Genomic DNA, 17214 nt, shown 5'->3' on the forward strand with positions numbered 1-17214 from the left:
GTTTTGCAGGGTTCTAGACGGTAGCCAGGATGTTCGACATTGCACGCTCATGCGCTCTTGCGGGTCTCGCCGTGCTCTGCCTCGGCGTGGCGTCGGTTCATGCGCAAGTCGCGCCGCTGCGATATTGGATTCCCGGTGGGCCTTTCGGCCTTGGGGGCGCTGCCGGCCTGAGCTCCGACACCTATGGCAACTTTGCGGGCTTCAACGCCGGAGAGGCCGATTGGCGCACGAGCTCTGCAAACGGGTTCTTCATCGGTCGCGAACGCGGCAATCTCGGATTGAGCGGCTTCAACCAGGCGGGCTCGCTCGGCAATTTCAGCGCGCTCTCTTATGACAGCACGCAATTCGGCTATCAGATGAAGACCGGCGGCGGTATGCCCGTCACCTTCTTTGCCGGCTTCGACACGCTGAAATACGGCAACGGCATCGGCAGCTCATTGGCGCCGCTCACCTCCGGCGCCGGGCCCGGCTATGGCGGGTTTGCGGGTGTCGAATTCAAGCCGACCTCAAATCTCAGCCTGTCGTTCGGCGTCGGCTACACCCAGCAGGATTCGGGCCGCATGGACAGCGATATCAGATCGAACATGCTGCCCGGCGAATCGCCGGCGCTGAGCGGCCTGCGGCGCTAGCGTCTAAACTCCGCCACCAGCTCGACATGCGGCGTGTGGCGGAACTGGTCGACCGGCACCACGGACTTCAGCCGATAGCCGCCGTCGATCAAGAGCCGTGCGTCGCGGGCAAAGGTCGCGGCGTTGCAGGACACCGCGATGACGACCGGCACCTTGCTCGCCGCAAGCTTCAGCGCCTGCGCCTGCGCGCCCTGGCGCGGCGGGTCGAACACCACGGCGTCGAAGTCCCTCAGCTCCTGCGGCACCAGCGGGCGGCGGAACAGGTCGCGCGGTTCGCACTTGATCGGCTTCAGGCTAGGTGTGCGCGCAGCTTTGGCCAGCGCCGCGATGGCGCCGGCGTCACTGTCATAGGCGGTGACGCGCGCCTTCTCCGCGAGCCTGAGCGCAAACGGACCGACGCCGCAGAAGAGGTCGAGCACCTCCTTGGCCTTGCCGATGCGGTCCGTGACGAGTGCCGCGAGCGTCTCCTCGCCTGCCACCGTCGCCTGCAGGAACGAGCCCGGCGGCAGCGTCACCTCGGCGCGGCCCATCCTCACCGTCGGCGGCAGGCGTTGCAGCACCAGCTCGCCATGCCGGGTCAGCCGCGCCAGGCGGTGCTGCTCGGCGACGCGCGACAGCGCGGTGACCAGCGGCGTCGGCAGCGGGCCGGAGCCGCGCACGTCGACATCGAGGCCATTGGCGGTCGCGGTGACCTGGATATCCAATGGCTTGGTCATCGGCATCTTGGACGTCAGCGGCTCGGCGAGCGCCCAGGCGGCATCGAGTGCGCCCTCGAGCGCGGGATCGAGGATCGGACAACGATGGATCGGGATGACGTCGTGAGAGCTCGCAGCCGAGAAGCCGACCTTGAGGATATCGTGTGTGCCGAACCGGCCGTGCAGCGTGATGCGTCGGCGCCCGGCGCCGTGGGCGTCGACCAGCGGCGCCACCTCGCAATCGATGCCGGCCTGCGCCAGCGTTTCGATCACGATATTGCGCTTCCAGGCTCGATACGGCTCGGTCGCCCAATGCTGGATGGCGCAGCCGCCACACACGCCGAAATGCGGGCAGAATGGTTCGACGCGTTCCGGGCTTGCGACCTCCACCGCCAGCAGCTTGCGCCGGTCGGCATGATGGCCTGCGACGTGATCGACCTCGACGGTCTCGCCGCCGAGCGTATAGGGCACATAGATTGCTTCGCCGGCGTCGAGGCAGACGCCGTCGCCGCGATGGCCGACATGATCGATCTTGATGCGCTCAACCACGGCGCGCGCCCAGAAAGAATTCGATGTTGCCGTCGCCGCCGGTGATCGGCGAGGGGAATATGTCGATCTCGGTGCAGCCGAGCGACGCCGCAAAGGCCGCGATGTCGTCGCAGATCTCCCGGTGTATGGCGGCATCGCGGATGATGCCCTTCTTGTTGTGCTTCTTGTCAGCCTCGAATTGCGGCTTGATCAGCGCCAGCAGGCTCATCGGCGCGGCCGCCAGCGACAGCGCCACCGGCAGCACTGATTTCAGCGAGATGAAGCTGACGTCGATGACGACGACATCGGGGCGCGCCGGCAGGCGCTTGCCCTCATAGCTGCGGATGTCGGTCTCCTCCATCGATACGATCTTCGGATGATCGCGCAGCGAGGGATGCAGCTGGCTTGTGCCAACATCGATGGCGAACACCAGGCTCGCGCCGTTCGCCAGCAGCACCTCGGTGAAGCCGCCGGTGGAGGCGCCGACGTCAAGGCAGACATGGTCCTCGATCTCGATCGGGTACCGCTCCAGCGCCCCGGCGAGCTTGACGCCGCCGCGGGAGACGTAAGGGTGCGCCGGCTCGGCCTGGATCACCGCATCCTCGGCGATCGTCTCCGACGGCTTTGCGACCTGCTTGTCGTCGGCCGTGACGAGGCCGGCTTCGATGGCCGCGCGAGCTCGCGCCCGGCTCTCGAACAGGCCGCGCTCGACCAGCAATACATCCGCGCGCTTGCGGGCAGGGGGCATCGGATCTCCGACGGACGACTAAAAAGCTTATGTAGCGATCAATCGCGCGGCCGCCATCCAGACGCAAGTCTCGAACGCGGTGAGATCGTGCCCAGACGTCGGTCGGCATAGTGGCCGGCGTCACCAGCGGGCAGCCGTGCAGCTCCAGCGCATGGATCATCATGAGGTTGTCAACGAGGCCGAAATCTTCGACCGCCAGCCCCTGTGCATCGACCAGCCGACCATCCTCGGACACGACGTCCATGAAGCGACTGAGGCGGTCGGCATAGACGGCGCCGTCGTTGGAATAAGCCAGGCAGAATTTGCGGCGGCCGGCCATGTAGCCGAGCTCGTAGACGGTGCCGGGATCGGCGCCGGCGCCCCGGAACGGGGTGAGGTTGGCGATGATCGCGTCGGCATCGTCCATCATCGCCTCGTTGCCGCAAAAGATTTGCCGCGAGGCGTCACGCGCGGTGAGGTCGATCGCATTGTCGAGGGGATAAAGGCCGGTAAGTCCGTGCGCGGCGCAGATTTCGACCTTGCGCCGGCCGATCTCGACCGCATCCGGCAGGAACACGTCGGGGCCTGCCAGATAGATTTTCATCGCGCGACCGATTGAGAAGGCATCGGAGTTGCCGCGACGTCGGCGGTGCAAAACCTCTCCAAGGGGAGAGGTCGCGCCGAAGGCGCAGGTGAGGGGTTACGCTCTCACGTGGGACCTGAGCCCCTCAGCCGGATTGCACTGGACGACGCTTCGCATCGCCAGGAGCAATCCGACCTCTCCCTACGGGAGAGGTGGGGTTCAGCGTCTGCCGCGACAATCAAGCCAGCTTGACCGTCTCGGTTTTCACGTCCTTGCCGAGCGCCTCGAACACCTTGGCGACGATGCCCTTGGCGTCGAGGCCGGCGCGGGCGTACATCGCGGCCGGGGTGTCGTGGTCCTGGAACACGTCGGGCAGCACCATCGAGCGGAACTTGACCATGCCGCTGTCGAGCACGCCCTGGTCGGTCAGGTACTGCGCGACATGCGAGCCGAAGCCGCCGATCGAGCCTTCCTCGATCGTGATCAGGATCTCGTGGTCGCGCGCGAGCTTGAGCACCAGCTCGGTATCCAGAGGCTTCATGAAGCGCGCATCGGCGATCGTGGTCGACAGGCCGTGGGCGGCGAGCTCGTCGGCGGCCTTCTCGCATTCGGCGAGGCGCGTGCCGAAGGAGAGCAGGGCGATCTTGCTGCCCTGGCGGATCATGCGGCCCTTGCCGATCTCGAGCGGAATGCCGACCTCGGGCATCTCGATACCGCGGCCTTCGCCGCGCGGATAGCGTAGCGAGCTCGGACGGTCATCGATCGCGACCTGGGTCGCCACCATGTGCACCAGCTCGGCTTCGTCCGCCGCCGCCATGATCACCATGTTGGGCAGGCAGCCGAGATAGGCGTTGTCGAACGAGCCGGCATGGGTCGCACCGTCGGCGCCGACGAGGCCGGCGCGATCGATGGCGAAGCGGACGGGCAGGCTCTGGATCGCGACGTCGTGGACGATCTGGTCGTAGCCGCGCTGCAGGAAAGTCGAGTAGATCGCGCAGAACGGCTTGTAGCCTTCGGTCGCAAGGCCCGCGGCAAAGGTCACCGCGTGCTGCTCGGCGATGCCGACGTCGAAGGTGCGGTCGGGGAAGGCCTTGTTGAAGATGTCGACGCCGGTGCCCGAGGGCATCGCCGCGGTGATGGCGACGATCTTGTCGTCCTTCTGCGCTTCCTTGACGAGGCTCTGGCCGAACACGTTCTGATAGGCCGGCGCGTTCGGCTTGGCCTTGGCTTGCGTGCCGGTCGCGACGTCGAACTTGACGACGGCGTGGTACTTGTCGGCGGAGGCTTCCGCGGGGCCGTAGCCCTTGCCCTTCTGCGTCACGACGTGGACCAGGATCGGGCCGGTCTCCATGTCGCGGACGTTCTTCAGCACGGGCAGCAGATGGTCGAGGTTGTGGCCGTCGATCGGGCCGACATAGTAGAAGCCGAGCTCCTCGAACAGCGTGCCGCCGTCCATCATGAAGCCGCGGGAATATTCCTCGACGCGATTGGCGCGGTTGGCGAGGATCTTGGGCAGGCGCTTGTTGATCTGCTTGGCCGCATCGCGCAGCGTGCGGTAGGTCTTGCCGGAGTAGAGGCGCGACAGATAGGCGCTCATGGCGCCGACCGGCGGCGCGATCGACATGTCGTTGTCGTTGAGAATGACGATCAGGCGCGAATTCATCGCACCGGCATTGTTCATGGCTTCATAGGCCATGCCGGCCGACATCGCGCCGTCACCGATCACGGCGATAACGTTGTTCTTGCCGCCGGAGAGGTCGCGCGCCACGGCCATGCCGAGGCCGGCGGAGATCGAGGTCGAGGAATGCGCCGCGCCGAACGGATCGTAGTCGCTCTCGCTGCGCTTGGTGAAGCCGGACAGGCCGCCGCCGGTGCGCAGCGTGCGGATGCGGTCGCGCCGGCCGGTGAGGATCTTGTGCGGATAGGCCTGGTGGCCGACGTCCCAGATCAGCCGGTCGCGCGGCGTATCGAAGACGTAATGGATCGCGGTGGTGAGCTCGACCACGCCGAGGCCCGCGCCGAAGTGACCGCCGGTCACCGAGACGGCATCGATGGTCTCCTGCCGCAGCTCGTCGGCAACCTGGCGAATCTGCTCGACCTTGAGCTTGCGCAGATCTTCCGGCGTCCGGATGGTGTCGAGAAGCGGCGTCTTACTGTATGCGTTCACGGCGATTTCCAATTTGTCAGCACCGGAAGGTCATTCCGGTGCGCGATGGGTTTGCACAATATCGGCGCAGCGCGAGTCCTATAACCGTCGGAGCCACCTGCACGGGGCAAGGCCCCGCCTTCAAGCTTAGGTAAGCTTAAGTGTGCTCCGGTTCAGTCTCTGTGATCCCTGTCACTTAGATCGGCTTCGTCCGTCCCAAGCCAATTTCATTAGCAGTTTGAAGCGCTTGTCGTCGGTAATCGGTGCCCACGCAAGGCTTACAAAAAGCCACACTCCGCGCAGCTTTACACCAAAGCTTGGGCCAAAGCCAACCCGCTGGGCCGATTAGGGGTATGCAGGTGCAACTCGCGGACCAGAAGTGGTTAACCTCGGTGCGGGGTAAGGGGTTCCGGCCTTGCTCGGTTCTTGGCCGCTTTTTGGCCCGAGTATGGGCTTTTCTCGCTCTCAACGACCCGATTCGATGGGGACGTATCGATCCACCGCCAGGGAACCGCATGCCGGTCGGGAACTGCGCACTGCGATAAGGACGCAGCGGCCACGCTCACCGCGAAGACATTCTATGCGGACCTGCGTCGCGCTCTTGCACGGCCCTGGGGAGTCAGAAGGCTGAGCGGGAGAGCACTCTTTTTACTGGACGTCGAGCGGCGCCGTGCCGGTGGCCTGGCCGCTGGCATCGGTGGTGATCTTGTCGACGCGCGCCTCGGCTTGGCGCAGCAATTCCTCGCAACGCCGCTTCAGGGCCTCGCCGCGCTCGTAGATCGTCACGGATTCCTCGAGCGGCACCTTGCCATCCTCGAGCCGCTTCACGATCGTTTCGAGTTCCTCGATCGCGCGCTCGAAGGTGAGCCTGGAGACGTCGACTTGAGTATTTTCGGCCATATCCGTTTCCGATTGCCCGATTCGCTTCACCTTGGAGAAAGCAGAGTTTTGCGGGCGTAATGTGGCGGGTGGGTCAAGCGCCCATCAGGGCGCCGACATGCGCCGTAACAGATTCTTTCAGTCCCTGCAGGTCATAGCCGCCCTCGAGCACCGAAACAACGCGGCCGCCAGCGGTCTTGTCGGCGAGATCCATCAGCTTGCGCGTCACCCAGGCATAGTCCTCCGCGCGCAGGTTGAGCGAAGCCAGGGGATCGCGATAATGCGCATCGAAGCCGGCCGAGATGATCAAGAGCTCGGGGCTGAATTTCTCGAGCTGCGGCAGGATCAGATTCTCGAACGCGACGCGGAATTCCGGGCCGCCGTCCTCGGAGGCGAGCGGCGCATTGACGATGGTGTCGTGATCGCCGCGCTCGCTTTTAGCGCCGGTGCCCGGAAACAGCGGCATCTGGTGCGTCGAGCAGTACATCACGGTCGGGTCTGACCAGAAGATGTCCTGCGTGCCGTTGCCGTGATGCACGTCGAAGTCGACGATGGCCGCCCGCTTGATGCCGTATTTGCGCTGCGCGTGGCGCGCGGCGATCGCGACGTTGTCGAAGAAGCAGAAGCCCATCGGCTTGCCGATCTCGGCGTGATGTCCGGGCGGGCGGACCGCGACGAAGGCGTTGCGATGCTCGCCGGCCATCACCGCTTCGGTCGCCGCGACCGCGCCGCCGACGCCGCGCATCACCGCCTCCCACGTGCCCGGGGACATCGAGGTGTCGCCGTCGATATAGACCTGACCGCTGGTCGGCGCGATGTGGCGCAGCTCGGTGACGTAATGCTCGTTGTGGCAGAGCGTGACGAGATCGAGATCGCCCTCCGGCGCTTCCTCGCGCGCCAGGAACTGGAAGCGCTCATGCGACAAGGCTTCTTCCACCGCGCGCAGGCGATCCGGCCTTTCAGGGTGTCCCGGCGGCGTGACATGGTCGAGGCAGGCCTTGTGGGAAAGGAGAAGCGTGCTCATCAGGTCGGCCTCACGGAAAACGGGCTTTTGGCGTCGTTGGCCCATTCGGCGCCAAAACGCAATGCAAAACCCAATCTAGGCGCTTGGCCGGGAATGGCAAAGGGCTGCCCGCTTGATCCGGATCAATTCACGCGCAGGATGCGCTTGGGCGGGAGCGGACCGACCGGCCCGTGCGCCCGGAAGAACGCGAACAGCGCGTCCGCATCGTAACCGCCGTATTGTGGCGCGGTGCCCTGTTTGGCGACGGTAAACCCGTCTCCGCCGACGGCGAGGTAATCGTTGAGCGTGACGCGGTAGCCGCTTCCCGGCTCGATCGGCCTGCCGTTGAGTGTCATCCGCTCGAGGCTGACGCGCTCGCCGAACGGCTTTGAAGCATCCCAAGTATAGCTGAAGCCGTTCGACACCTGGAGAATCCGCGGCCGCTTCGGGTCCAGCCATTGCTGCTCGAGCAAGTCCTTGAGCTGGCTGCCCGTCAGCGTCATGGTGACGAGGCGGTTGCGGAACGGCTGGCTGGCGAAGACGTCGCCGAACGTGATCGCGCCATTCTCCTTCGGAACGATGTCGGTGCGGATGCCGCCGGGATTGGTGAGCGCGATGACGGCGCTGCCATCCTTCGCATCGCGCGTTGCGAGCAATTGCGCGTCGGCGATGATATCGCCGAGCGCGCTTTCGCCGGCCTCGTTCGGCACGCGCGACAATGTCTGCGTCACCGAGCCGGCGGGCCGGTTGGCGATCGGCGCGGAGAGCTTGTCGTAGGCGTCGATCAAAGCGGTCTGCTCGGGATCCCTGGCCAGCGAAGCATTTGCGACGATCACGTTCTCGGCTTTTGCGGCGACGATGTCGCGCGTTGCGGGATCGAGCTTGAGGTCGATCGCGGTGACCAGCGTGCCGTATTTGTCGCCGCTGGTGACGAGCCGCCCGTCGATATCGCAGATGTAGGCGCGGTGGGTGTGGCCGCTGACGACGACGTCGACGGCAGGATCGAACTTCCTGACGATGTCGACGATCGGTCCCGTGATGGCAGGGCATTCATTGTAGTCGCCGGCGGGCTCGCCGCCCTGGTGGATCAGCACCACGATCGCTTCGACGCCGCGCGCCTTCAGCTGCGGCACCAGCGCGTTCACCGTCTCGGCCTCGTCGCGGAATTCGAGCCCGGCGATGCCCGCTGGCGAGACGATGCCGGCGGTCTCCTTCAAGGTCAGGCCGATGAAGCCGACGGGGATGCCGTCGAAGTCCCTGATCTCGTAGGGCGGCAGCACGCTCTTGCCGGTCGCGGTCTCGACGGTGGAGGCCGCGAGATAACGGAATTTGGCGCCCTTGAAGGGATGCGGCCCCTGGCAGCCGTCGACGGGATGACAGCCGCCGTTCTGCATGCGCAGAAGCTCGGTGTTGCCCTCGTCGAATTCGTGATTGCCGACCGAGCTGATCGCAAGGCCCATCATCGAGAGCGCCTCGATCGAGGGCTCGTCGTGAAACATCGCCGACAGAAACGGGCTCGCGCCTATCAGGTCGCCCGCGGCGACGAAGATGGCGTTCTTGTGCCCGTCGCGCAGCTGCTTCAGCAGCGTCGCCATGTACTCGGCGCCGCCGGCCGCCACCGTCACCTTCTTGGACTTGTCCTCGGGGTCGTTGATGCGGATGCCGCCCGGCGGCGGCCGCAGATGGCCATGGAAATCGTTGATGGCGAGAATGCGCAGCTCGACGGGGGCTGCGCTCTGGGCCGCAGCGGGGAGGGTGCCGGTGAGAGCGAGGACGAAGCAAGCCAGGCGGAGAGGATGTCGCATGGAGTTAGACTATTCGTTCGGCGCAAAGATTTCACGAAGGTTGTTGTCGTCATTTTTGGGGCACGTGCAGCGTCGTTCCCCCGAGAATCCCATCATCGCACGAGCCGTGCCGCTCGATGAATGCCATGCCCGTTACGTGCCGCAACAATTAGCTACAATGTTTCATTTGAAAAACCGTTGGTTGTGGGGCACGATCCGGCCCCGTTCCCTTCAGGCAGACCGTCAGATTGATGATTGCCGCCCCCCGGATCGACGAATCCTCGCCGTATTATCGCGGCTGGCGGGTCGTGCTGGCGTGCTTCCTGATGGCCTTCTTCATGTTCGGCTTCGGCCTCTACGGCCAGGGCGTCTATCTCGCCGAGTTGCAGCGCGCTCACGGCTGGCCGGGCACGCTGATCTCCGCGGCCAGCACCTTCTCGTTTCTCCTGACCTCCGTGCTCGTCATCTTCACCGATGACCTGCTCGAGCGCATCGGGCTGCGCGCGTTGATCCTGTGCGGCCTGACGGCGCTCGGCGCTTCGACCGTGCTGCTGGCGCTGATGCAGACGCCCTGGCAGCTTTATCTCGCCTATGCGCTGATGTCGGTCGGCTGGACCGGCATGGGCACGGTGGTGATCGCGACCGTGCTGAATTCTTGGTTCGAGCAGCGGCGCGGCCTCGCGCTCAGCCTTGCCTTCAACGGCGCGACTTGCGGCGGCATCATCCTCGTCCCGCTGCTGCTGTCGCTGACCGGCAGCATCGGTTTCCGGTCTGCGATGCTGACGGCGACGCTCGCGATGATGGTGCTGGTGCTGCCGGCGGTCGTGACCTTCGTCGGCTGGCCCGCAGGGACAGCGCCTGCAGCGGGCGGACGTTCCTCCGGCTCAGCGCCGGTTCGCTCGCGCAAGGCGGTGCTCGCCAACGCGGCGTTCTGGACCATGGTGCTGCCGATCGCGCTCGCGCTGCTGGCGCAGATGGGTTTCATCGTCCACCAGGTGGCGTTTCTCGAGCCGCTGATCGGCCGCGCCGCCGCAGGGCTTGCCGTCACCATCATGGCGGCGATGGCGATCGTCGGGCGCCTCTCCCTCGGCCTGTTCGTCGACCGGCTCGATGCCCGGCTCGCCTGTTCTGTTTCGATGACGAGCCAGGCGGCTGCGCTGTTCGTGGCTCTGCAAAGCACGAGCCCGACCGTGCTGCTGGCCTGCTGCGCCGTCTACGGCTTCTCGATGGGGAACATGATCACGTTCCCGCCCTTGATCATCCAGCGCGAGATCGGTGCTTCGGCCTTTGCGACCGCGGTGGGCCTGGGCACCTCGATCAGCGGCATCGTTAGCGCCTTCGGCCCCGGTGTCGTCGGGCTCGTGCGCAGCTTGACCGGCAACTACACGACCGCATTCGCACTGTGCGTGGTGCTCAATCTCGTGGCCGCCGGAATCGTGTTGTGGCGGCCGAGGAGAAGGCTGCAAGATTCGCACACTCTATCACCGTCGCCCTGAGGCGGTCGCTTCTTCAGCGGCCCTCGAAGGATGACGGGAGCGACAGACAACTAGCTACCCAGCAACGCCGCATCCGCCGCTGCGACCGATTCCGCGCTCTCCGTCACGGTGCGCTCGAGCGCGCCGGCCTGCACCGCGATGTTCTCGGCGAAGAAGCGCGCCAGCGCGACGTAGCGCGGCGCATCGCCAAGGCCTTCGGCCTTGGCGGCGAGCGCCTCGGAGGCGAGCAGGCAGCCGCCGAGCGTCGCGCCGAATTGCTGCAGATAGGGCGTCGCCCCCGCAAGCGCGTCGTTCGGAGCGGAGGCAACGCGCTCCAGCAGCCATTTGCTGGTGCGCGTGAGCGCCTCCAGGGCCTCGCGCAGCTTGGTGCCGGTGGTGCCGAAAGCGGGATCGTTGGAGGCCTCCACCTGCTTGACCGTTGCCGAGAGCTCGTCGAGCAGCGCCCACACCGATGCGCCGCCATTGGCAGCTAACTTGCGCGTGACGAGATCGATCGCCTGAATGCCGTTGGTGCCTTCGTAGATCGCGGTGATGCGGGCATCGCGGTAGTGCTGGGCCGCGCCGGTCTCCTCGATGAAGCCCATGCCGCCATGCACCTGCACGCCAAGATAGGCGACCTCGTTGCCGATATCGGTGGAGTAGGCCTTGGCCATCGGCGTCAGCAACGCCGCGCGCGCGGCGGCTTCAGTGCGCACCTTCGGATCCTTGGCACGGGTCGAGACGTCGATCGCGACGGCCGTCGCATAGCAGATGGTGCGCGCGGCCGCGGTCTGCGCCCGCATCCGCATCAGCATGCGCTTGACGTCGGGATGCACGAAGATCGCATCCGAGCCGTCGCCTTTCTTGCCGACCGCGCGGCCTTGGCGGCGCTCCTGCGCATACGACAGGGCCTGCTGGTAGGCCCGGTCGGCAACGCCGACGCCCTCCAGGCCGACGCCGAGGCGGGCCTGGTTCATCATCGTGAACATGCAGCGCATGCCCTGGTTCTCTTCACCGATCAGATAGCCGATCGCGCCGCCATGATCGCCCATGGTCATGGTGCAGGTCGGCGAAGCATGCATGCCGAGCTTGTGCTCGACGCCGCTCGCATAGATGTCGTTGCGCGGCCCCAGCGAGCCGTCCGCATTGACCATGAACTTGGGAACGAGGAACAGCGAAATTCCTTTGGTGCCGGCGGGCGCATCGGGCAGACGCGCCAGCACGAAATGCACGATGTTGTCGGTCATGTCGTGCTCGCCATAGGTGATGAAGATCTTCGTCCCCTTGATGCGATAGGTGCCGTCCGCCTGCTTTTCGGCGCGGGTGCGCAGCGCGCCGACGTCGGAGCCGGCCTGCGGCTCGGTCAGCTGCATCGTGCCGGTCCATTCGCCGGAGACGAGCTTTTCGAGATAGATCTGCTTCAGCTCGTCGCTGCCGTGGGCGTCCAGCGCCTCGATCGCCGACGCCGTCAGCAGCGGGCAGAGGCCGAAGGCGACGTTGGCCGCGCTCCAGATCTCGGTGCAGGCGGCGTTGATCGCGAGCGGCAGGCCCTGGCCGCCGAAATCTTCCGGGCCGGACACCGCGTTCCAGCCGCCCTCGGTCCAGCGCTTGTAGGCGTCAGGCCAGCCCGGCGCGGTCGTGACCTTGCCACCCTCGAGCTTGATGCCGTGTTCATCGCCGACCTTGTTGAGCGGCGCCAGCACGTCGGATGCGAACTTGCCGGCTTCCTCCAGCACGGCGGCCGCGAGGTCGGCGTCGAAATCGCCGTAATGGCCGGCCTCCAGGGCGGCCTTGAGGCCCGCGCCATGGTTGAGCGACAGCAGCATGTCAGAAATCGGCGCGCGGTAGGTCATGGCTCACTCCCCGAGAACAGATATTGGCGCCGTATTCCCATGAAACGGGAGCGGTCTCAACTGCCGGGACGCCGGATGCCTGGCCGGAACGGGCAGGGCCGTTGGGGCCCAGAATAGAGTGTCAGCCGCGGGCCCTTTTTGCCCCTCCAGGCGGTTGAAATGCTGCGCCGCTCCCTATAGACCGGGCTACGACCGACGGGAATCTTCGGTGGCCGGTTCTGCCCGTCCCGTTCGTCGTCAGTTGGGGCGTAGCCAAGCGGTAAGGCAGCGGATTTTGATTCCGCCATTCGGAGGTTCGATCCCTCCCGCCCCAGCCAGCATACAAGCTGTTGAGTTCGTTGGGTAAGCAGCTCCATTCCCGCCAAATTTTTGGCGCGTTTGGAAATTGAGCTTCTAATGCTTGGTCCAGAATCGAACTAAGCGACGTTCTGCATCACATGGACACTATTGGGTCTTTCCGTGGCTTTGATCGCAATATAAACCGCATAGGCTACTCGGGGAGACCTCTTACGCGCTGTCGTAGAACAGAGAGTTATGGCGAGCAAATCGGATAGTCAGTTGAGCTGATGCGCTTCTGCACCAGAGGGGCGTCAAGCTGTAGTTCGCCCAGCCGATGGCGCAGAGTTAGCCGCAGTGGCGCTGCGGCCGTTGTGGGGGAAACGCGGCTAGTCGCCGTTACGCCGCTTTCCTGCGGGGCTTCGGCTTTGCTTTTTTGTCAAGCAAGACCCTCTCTGGAGCCGGGCGCGCGCCTGGACCAGGGTGGACATGAACTTCCTTGGCTGAAAGCGGCTCGCCGCATTCCGAGCACACCATCACGGGGTCGAACATCTTTCCGCAGTTGCGGTGCTCATGCAGCAGGGGACGTCCGCGTTCGTCGACCATGTGCGTGTCGCCCCAATGTACGAGCGCCATCATGATCGGATAGAGGTCGAGGCCCTTTTGCGTCAGGATATACTCGTGGCGTTTAGGCGACTCCTGATAGGGAATGCGGCGCAGGACGCCCTGCCGCACCAGCTTCTTCAACCGCTCGGCGAGCAAATGCCGTGTGATTCCAAGCGCTGACTGAAAACCCTCGAAGCGGCGCGTGCGCAGGAAGCATTCGCGGAGAATCAGAAGAGTCCAGCGGTCGCCAATCACACCGATGGTGCGAGCCATCGAACACGGCTCTTCCTCAAGTTCATCCCATTTCATTCTGCTCTCCGGTCGACCGGCGCCTGTTCCGCTCGAATCAGGGGGAAGCGGCAGCACGCTTACACCATTCTAGATAGGTACTAAAGGGGATACAATCCCCCGCCGGTCGTCCGAAACCTCGTGATTTCATAGCAGATTTGACAGTTCAATTTTAGAACTATAGAAATGAGTGACAGCCTGCGTTCGGCCTAGAAGATCACTCAAATCTGACCAACATCGCGCCCTGCGGGAGGAGCTGACATGTCCCTCAAAGTTGAATTCCTGTTCGATTTCGGCAGTCCGAATGCTTACCTCGCGGAACTGGCGCTTCCGGGAATCGAACGGCGCACCGGCGTGAAATTCGAATATGTCCCGATCCTGCTCGGCGGCATCTTCAAGGCGACCGGCAACATGTCCCCGTTCGATTCCCTTCGTGGCATCAAGAACAAGCCGGAATACCAGGCTCTAGAGACCCAGCGCTTCATTCGCCGCTACGATGCAACGAAGTTCAGGTCCAATCCTTTTTTTCCGGTCAATACGCTGATGTTGATGCGCGGTGCCGTCGCGGCGCAATTCGAAGGCGTGTTCGAACCCTATTTCCGCGCGGCCTACCACCACATGTGGGAGGAGCCAAAGAAGATGGATGACCTCGAAACCTTCCGAGCGGCATTCATCTCCTCAGGCCTCGATATCGATCGGTTGCTTGCGCGTGCGCAGCAGGACGACGTCAAGAAGGGGCTGATTGATCGAACCACCGACGCCGTCAACCGCGGCGCATTCGGCTCGCCGACCTTCTTCGTTGGAAAGGAGATGTTTTTCGGCAAGGACCAGCTTCGCGATGTGGAGGAGTCGATCGTCGAGCAGATCGGCCAGCCCGTTTCGAAGACGGCCTGAGGCCAGAAGCTGGAGCTTTTGCAGAGCCGGGCAGACGTCCGCGCGCCTGCATGACGAAAGCTCAGTCGGCCTTATAACGAAACCAATTCAGGGAGAATGTCATGCCCGGTCCCCTCAACGGCGTTCGCGTCCTCGATTTGACAGGCGTCGTGTCGGGCCCGTTCGCGACCATGTTCCTGGCGGATCAGGGCGCGGACGTCCTGAAGATCGAGCCGATCGGCGGTGACATTACGCGGCGCAGCCGCGCCACCATCGACAAGGAAGGCGAGTTCTCGGCACTGTTCATTTCGTCAAATCGCGGCAAGCGCTCGCTCGCCATCGACGTCAAGAGCGAGGCCGGCCGTGAGGTTCTGGCCAAATTGGTCGCGAAGGCGGATGTGCTGGTGCAGAATTTCCGGCCCGGCACCATGGAGCGCCTCGGTCTCGGCGTCGAAGAGTTGCGCCAGCGCCATCCGCGCCTGATCTATGTCTCGATCAGCGGTGTTGGCGACTCCGGACCTTATGTGAAGAAGCGTGTTTACGACCCGATCATTCAGGGCCTGTCGGGCTTTGCCGATATCCAGTCGCAGCCGGTTACGAACCGTCCGCAGATGATCCGGACTATCGTCTGCGACAAGACAACCGCCGTGTTCACCGCCCAGGCGGTGGCGGCAGCCCTCTACGCGCGCGAGAAGACAGGGCAGGGTGATCACATCCAGGTCGCCATGCTGGACGCGATGATCTCCTATTTGTGGCCGGAAGGCATGATGCAATACACGGTGGTGGGGGCCGAGGCCACTGCTGCAGATCCCAACGATCGGCCGGATCTCGTGTTCAAGACCAGCGACGGCTACATCACCGCCGGTACCATTTCCGATTCCGAATGGCAGGGTTTTTGCCAGGCGTCCGGCGATCCGGAGCTTGCCAGGGATCCCCGTTTCTCGACGCCGGCGGCGCGCTCCGTCAACGCCACGGCACGTATCAACAAGATGGCGGAGTATATCAGCCAGCACACCACCGCCGAATGGCTGGAGCGTCTGGACGCCGCCGACGTCCCCTGTTCGCCGATCCTGCGACGGGGCGAGATCATTCACAATGAACAGGTGGTCGCCCGCGATATCATTGCCGAGTTCGACCAGCCGAAGGTGGGGCGGGTGCGGCAGCCGAAGCCAGCGGCGCGTTTTTCGGTCAACGAGGCCACGATCGGCGGGCCTGCTCCCAGGGTCGGCGAGCACTCCCGCGACGTGTTGCACGAACTTGGGTACGACGATGGCGCCATCGACAAGATGATCGCCGAGCGCAGCGTGCGCGTCGCGGTCTAACCGCGAAACCCGTTGGCGATGTCTTCTAGGCCTTCGTCGGCGCCGGCGTGATCGGCGCCATGGGAACATTCGCTGCAACGGCTCGCTGGAACGCTTCGCGTTTCCGGATGCTCTCGAGATAAGGCTGAGCGTTGTCGCAAATGCCGACGCCATAGGCGATAGCCCACTCGAGGCACGTCGTGAGCAGGATGTCTGCGCTCGTAAAACGGTCACCCATCAGGAATTTCCGGCCGTCTCCGAGCGCGACTTCAACATGGCGCAACTGCTGGCGGAAATACTCGCCGGCCTGGGCAACGACCTCGGGTGCGATGCCGTAGATCGGTCCGAGCGCGTCAGCCCGATGGCGGCGCATCACGTAAAGGCTCGTGGAATCCAGCTCCGCGACGATGAAGAAGCACCATTCCAGCCACGCGGCATACTCGCGCGGGGCGTCCGGAATCAGCGATCGATCCGGCGTGGAATACATGCGCGACAGGTAGGCAACGATCGCTGCGCTCTCGCCGATGCAGAAATCGCCATCTTGAAGCAGCGGGATCTTCTCGCGCGGATTGAGCTTCGAGTATTCTGCGGTCTTGGTTTCGCCGGTTCGTGGGCCAATGGGCCTTGTGTTGTAGGCCAAGCCCAGTTCGTGCATGGCCCAGTGCGGACGAATGGTGCGACTCGTTCCAACGCCCCACAGGGTCAGGTCTGGTGTCGCATTCATATTACCATTTCTCCACGGACGGACGGAGATCGAGTTCGTGGGTCCAGCCATCTTTGCTCTGCTGGTGGGTGAACCAATAGGCTTCGGCTATGGAAGACGTCTTGGTCAGGCTATCGGGCGGAATGTCGCTTGCTTCGATGCCCTTCGCCGCCTTCATGCGTTGGTGAATCGCCTCGCTATCCACGCCGGCGTCGATCAGGAGATGCACGACGTGGATGTTCTTCGGTCCAAGCTCGCGCGCCATCGCCTGGGCCACTGCACGAAGGCCGAACTTCGCTGATGAAAATGCTGCAAATCCCGGGCCGCCACGCACGCTTGCCGTCGCACCCGTAAAGAAGATGGTGCCGCGTCCGCGCGACAGCATCACGCGGGCCGCCTCACGTCCAACCAGGAAACCACCATAGCAGGCGAGTTCCCAGGCCTTGAAGAACAGCTTCTCCGTGGTCTCGAGCAGGGGCTTGTTGACGTTCGAGCCGGCATTGTAGAGACAAACCTCGACAGGCCCGTGCTCTTTCTCGACTCGCGCGAAAATGCCTTGGACGTCTGCTTCCTGACGCGCATCCACGCTGAATGCGTGAACATCATGCCCCGCATCCCTCAGCTCGGCCACGAGTCCCTGTGATTTGGACGCATCGCGCCTGCAGATGCAAACCGTATAGCCGCCTTGGGCAAAACGCCGGGCGACCGCCGCGCCAATGGCATCGCCTGCGCCAACAAGTATCGCTACACCGCGGCTCGCTGCCATCCTCGATCCTCCCTTTAAGTTCTTATTTGATACTATAGACTAGCTGCCGGATGATGCGTTGTAAACGGAGGTTCTTAGGAGCCGCGCAGAAAAAAGCTA

Annotated in this window: 14 protein-coding genes, 1 tRNA gene and 1 pseudogene; 5 read left to right on the plus strand and 11 right to left on the minus strand. The window is 64.1% G+C overall.

The genetic code is table 11. From position 1 onward, the window contains the following. The first annotated feature begins 29 nt into the window (after positions 1–29). Positions 30–629 carry a hypothetical protein gene (locus ACVWYQ_RS35050; RefSeq protein WP_456727023.1) on the plus strand — a complete coding sequence of 200 codons (600 nt, stop codon included), beginning with the start codon at positions 30–32 and terminating at the stop codon, positions 627–629. Here the strand turns inward: ACVWYQ_RS35050 and ACVWYQ_RS35055 are convergent. The 7 genes and pseudogenes from ACVWYQ_RS35055 to ACVWYQ_RS35085 form a co-directional block, all read right to left on the minus strand. Continuing rightward, a complete protein-coding gene (locus ACVWYQ_RS35055; RefSeq protein ID WP_456727024.1) occupies positions 626–1873 on the minus strand; it encodes a class I SAM-dependent RNA methyltransferase in 1248 nt (415 codons plus the stop codon). The genes ACVWYQ_RS35050 and ACVWYQ_RS35055 overlap by 4 nt on opposite strands. After that, entirely contained in the window at positions 1866–2600 is a 735-nt protein-coding gene (locus ACVWYQ_RS35060; RefSeq protein ID WP_404543027.1) for a TlyA family RNA methyltransferase, read from the minus strand. Before ACVWYQ_RS35060 ends, ACVWYQ_RS35055 begins: the two co-directional genes overlap by 8 nt. Before the next feature lie 27 nt (positions 2601–2627). After that, a pseudogene (locus ACVWYQ_RS35065) lies at positions 2628–3183 on the minus strand (nucleoside 2-deoxyribosyltransferase). Between the two features lie 217 nt (positions 3184–3400). Then, the gene (dxs, locus tag ACVWYQ_RS35070) at positions 3401–5329 is read right to left on the minus strand and encodes a 1-deoxy-D-xylulose-5-phosphate synthase (protein WP_271542469.1); all 1929 of its coding nucleotides are present in this window, start codon (positions 5327–5329) and stop codon (positions 3401–3403) included. A 627-nt stretch (positions 5330–5956) separates the two neighbouring features. Further along, a complete protein-coding gene (locus tag ACVWYQ_RS35075; RefSeq protein ID WP_008132970.1) occupies positions 5957–6208 on the minus strand; it encodes an exodeoxyribonuclease VII small subunit in 252 nt (83 codons plus the stop codon). A 73-nt stretch (positions 6209–6281) separates the two neighbouring features. Continuing rightward, positions 6282–7211 (minus strand): histone deacetylase family protein, encoded by a 930-nt coding sequence (locus ACVWYQ_RS35080; RefSeq protein ID WP_036004131.1) that lies wholly within the window; start codon positions 7209–7211, stop codon positions 6282–6284. A 122-nt stretch (positions 7212–7333) separates the two neighbouring features. After that, positions 7334–8995 carry a bifunctional metallophosphatase/5'-nucleotidase gene (locus tag ACVWYQ_RS35085; RefSeq protein WP_404543024.1) on the minus strand — a complete coding sequence of 554 codons (1662 nt, stop codon included), beginning with the start codon at positions 8993–8995 and terminating at the stop codon, positions 7334–7336. 230 nt (positions 8996–9225) lie between these two features. On the opposite strand from ACVWYQ_RS35085, the gene ACVWYQ_RS35090 reads away from it, so the two are divergent. Beyond that, on the plus strand, positions 9226–10470 hold the full coding sequence (locus ACVWYQ_RS35090) for an MFS transporter (RefSeq protein WP_271542464.1): 1245 nt from the start codon (positions 9226–9228) through the stop codon (positions 10468–10470). Positions 10471–10520: 50 nt separating this feature from the next. Here the strand turns inward: ACVWYQ_RS35090 and ACVWYQ_RS35095 are convergent, their stop codons facing one another. Further along, entirely contained in the window at positions 10521–12302 is a 1782-nt protein-coding gene (locus ACVWYQ_RS35095) for an acyl-CoA dehydrogenase (RefSeq protein WP_271542462.1), read from the minus strand. A 242-nt stretch (positions 12303–12544) separates the two neighbouring features. On the opposite strand from ACVWYQ_RS35095, the gene ACVWYQ_RS35100 reads away from it, so the two are divergent. Next, positions 12545–12619, plus strand: a tRNA-Gln gene (locus ACVWYQ_RS35100). A gap of 358 nt (positions 12620–12977) precedes the next feature. On the opposite strand, the gene ACVWYQ_RS35105 is transcribed toward ACVWYQ_RS35100, so the two are convergent. After that, entirely contained in the window at positions 12978–13493 is a 516-nt protein-coding gene (locus ACVWYQ_RS35105) for a winged helix-turn-helix transcriptional regulator (protein ID WP_271542460.1), read from the minus strand. Positions 13494–13733: 240 nt separating this feature from the next. On the opposite strand from ACVWYQ_RS35105, the gene ACVWYQ_RS35110 reads away from it, so the two are divergent. Both ACVWYQ_RS35110 and ACVWYQ_RS35115 read left to right on the plus strand, forming a co-directional pair. After that, positions 13734–14366 carry a 2-hydroxychromene-2-carboxylate isomerase gene (locus tag ACVWYQ_RS35110; RefSeq protein ID WP_271542458.1) on the plus strand — a complete coding sequence of 211 codons (633 nt, stop codon included), beginning with the start codon at positions 13734–13736 and terminating at the stop codon, positions 14364–14366. Between the two features lie 101 nt (positions 14367–14467). Continuing rightward, complete coding sequence (locus ACVWYQ_RS35115) at positions 14468–15667, plus strand: CaiB/BaiF CoA transferase family protein (RefSeq protein ID WP_271542456.1); 1200 nt, start codon at positions 14468–14470, stop codon at positions 15665–15667. Positions 15668–15692: 25 nt separating this feature from the next. Here the strand turns inward: ACVWYQ_RS35115 and ACVWYQ_RS35120 are convergent, their stop codons facing one another. Both ACVWYQ_RS35120 and ACVWYQ_RS35125 read right to left on the minus strand, forming a co-directional pair. Further along, a complete protein-coding gene (locus tag ACVWYQ_RS35120) occupies positions 15693–16370 on the minus strand; it encodes a glutathione S-transferase family protein (protein WP_271542454.1) in 678 nt (225 codons plus the stop codon). Position 16371: 1 nt separating this feature from the next. After that, on the minus strand, positions 16372–17115 hold the full coding sequence (locus ACVWYQ_RS35125; protein WP_271542452.1) for an SDR family NAD(P)-dependent oxidoreductase: 744 nt from the start codon (positions 17113–17115) through the stop codon (positions 16372–16374). Positions 17116–17214 lie beyond the last annotated feature (99 nt).

Source organism: Bradyrhizobium sp. USDA 3397 (assembly GCF_054060965.1).

Bases quoted from the DNA above. Each gene is read 5' to 3' on its own strand.
- ACVWYQ_RS35050 (WP_456727023.1), top strand. From the start codon at position 30: ATGTTCGACATTGCACGCTCATGCGCTCTTGCGGGTCTCGCCGTGCTC.
- ACVWYQ_RS35060 (WP_404543027.1), bottom strand. From the start codon at position 2,600: ATGCCCCCTGCCCGCAAGCGCGCGGATGTATTGCTGGTCGAGCGCGGC.
- ACVWYQ_RS35075 (WP_008132970.1), bottom strand. From the start codon at position 6,208: ATGGCCGAAAATACTCAAGTCGACGTCTCCAGGCTCACCTTCGAGCGC.
- ACVWYQ_RS35080 (WP_036004131.1), bottom strand. From the start codon at position 7,211: ATGAGCACGCTTCTCCTTTCCCACAAGGCCTGCCTCGACCATGTCACG.
- ACVWYQ_RS35085 (WP_404543024.1), bottom strand. From the start codon at position 8,995: ATGCGACATCCTCTCCGCCTGGCTTGCTTCGTCCTCGCTCTCACCGGC.
- ACVWYQ_RS35090 (WP_271542464.1), top strand. From the start codon at position 9,226: ATGATTGCCGCCCCCCGGATCGACGAATCCTCGCCGTATTATCGCGGC.
- ACVWYQ_RS35095 (WP_271542462.1), bottom strand. From the start codon at position 12,302: ATGACCTACCGCGCGCCGATTTCTGACATGCTGCTGTCGCTCAACCAT.
- ACVWYQ_RS35105 (WP_271542460.1), bottom strand. From the start codon at position 13,493: ATGAAATGGGATGAACTTGAGGAAGAGCCGTGTTCGATGGCTCGCACC.
- ACVWYQ_RS35110 (WP_271542458.1), top strand. From the start codon at position 13,734: ATGTCCCTCAAAGTTGAATTCCTGTTCGATTTCGGCAGTCCGAATGCT.
- ACVWYQ_RS35115 (WP_271542456.1), top strand. From the start codon at position 14,468: ATGCCCGGTCCCCTCAACGGCGTTCGCGTCCTCGATTTGACAGGCGTC.
- ACVWYQ_RS35120 (WP_271542454.1), bottom strand. From the start codon at position 16,370: ATGAATGCGACACCAGACCTGACCCTGTGGGGCGTTGGAACGAGTCGC.
- ACVWYQ_RS35125 (WP_271542452.1), bottom strand. From the start codon at position 17,115: ATGGCAGCGAGCCGCGGTGTAGCGATACTTGTTGGCGCAGGCGATGCC.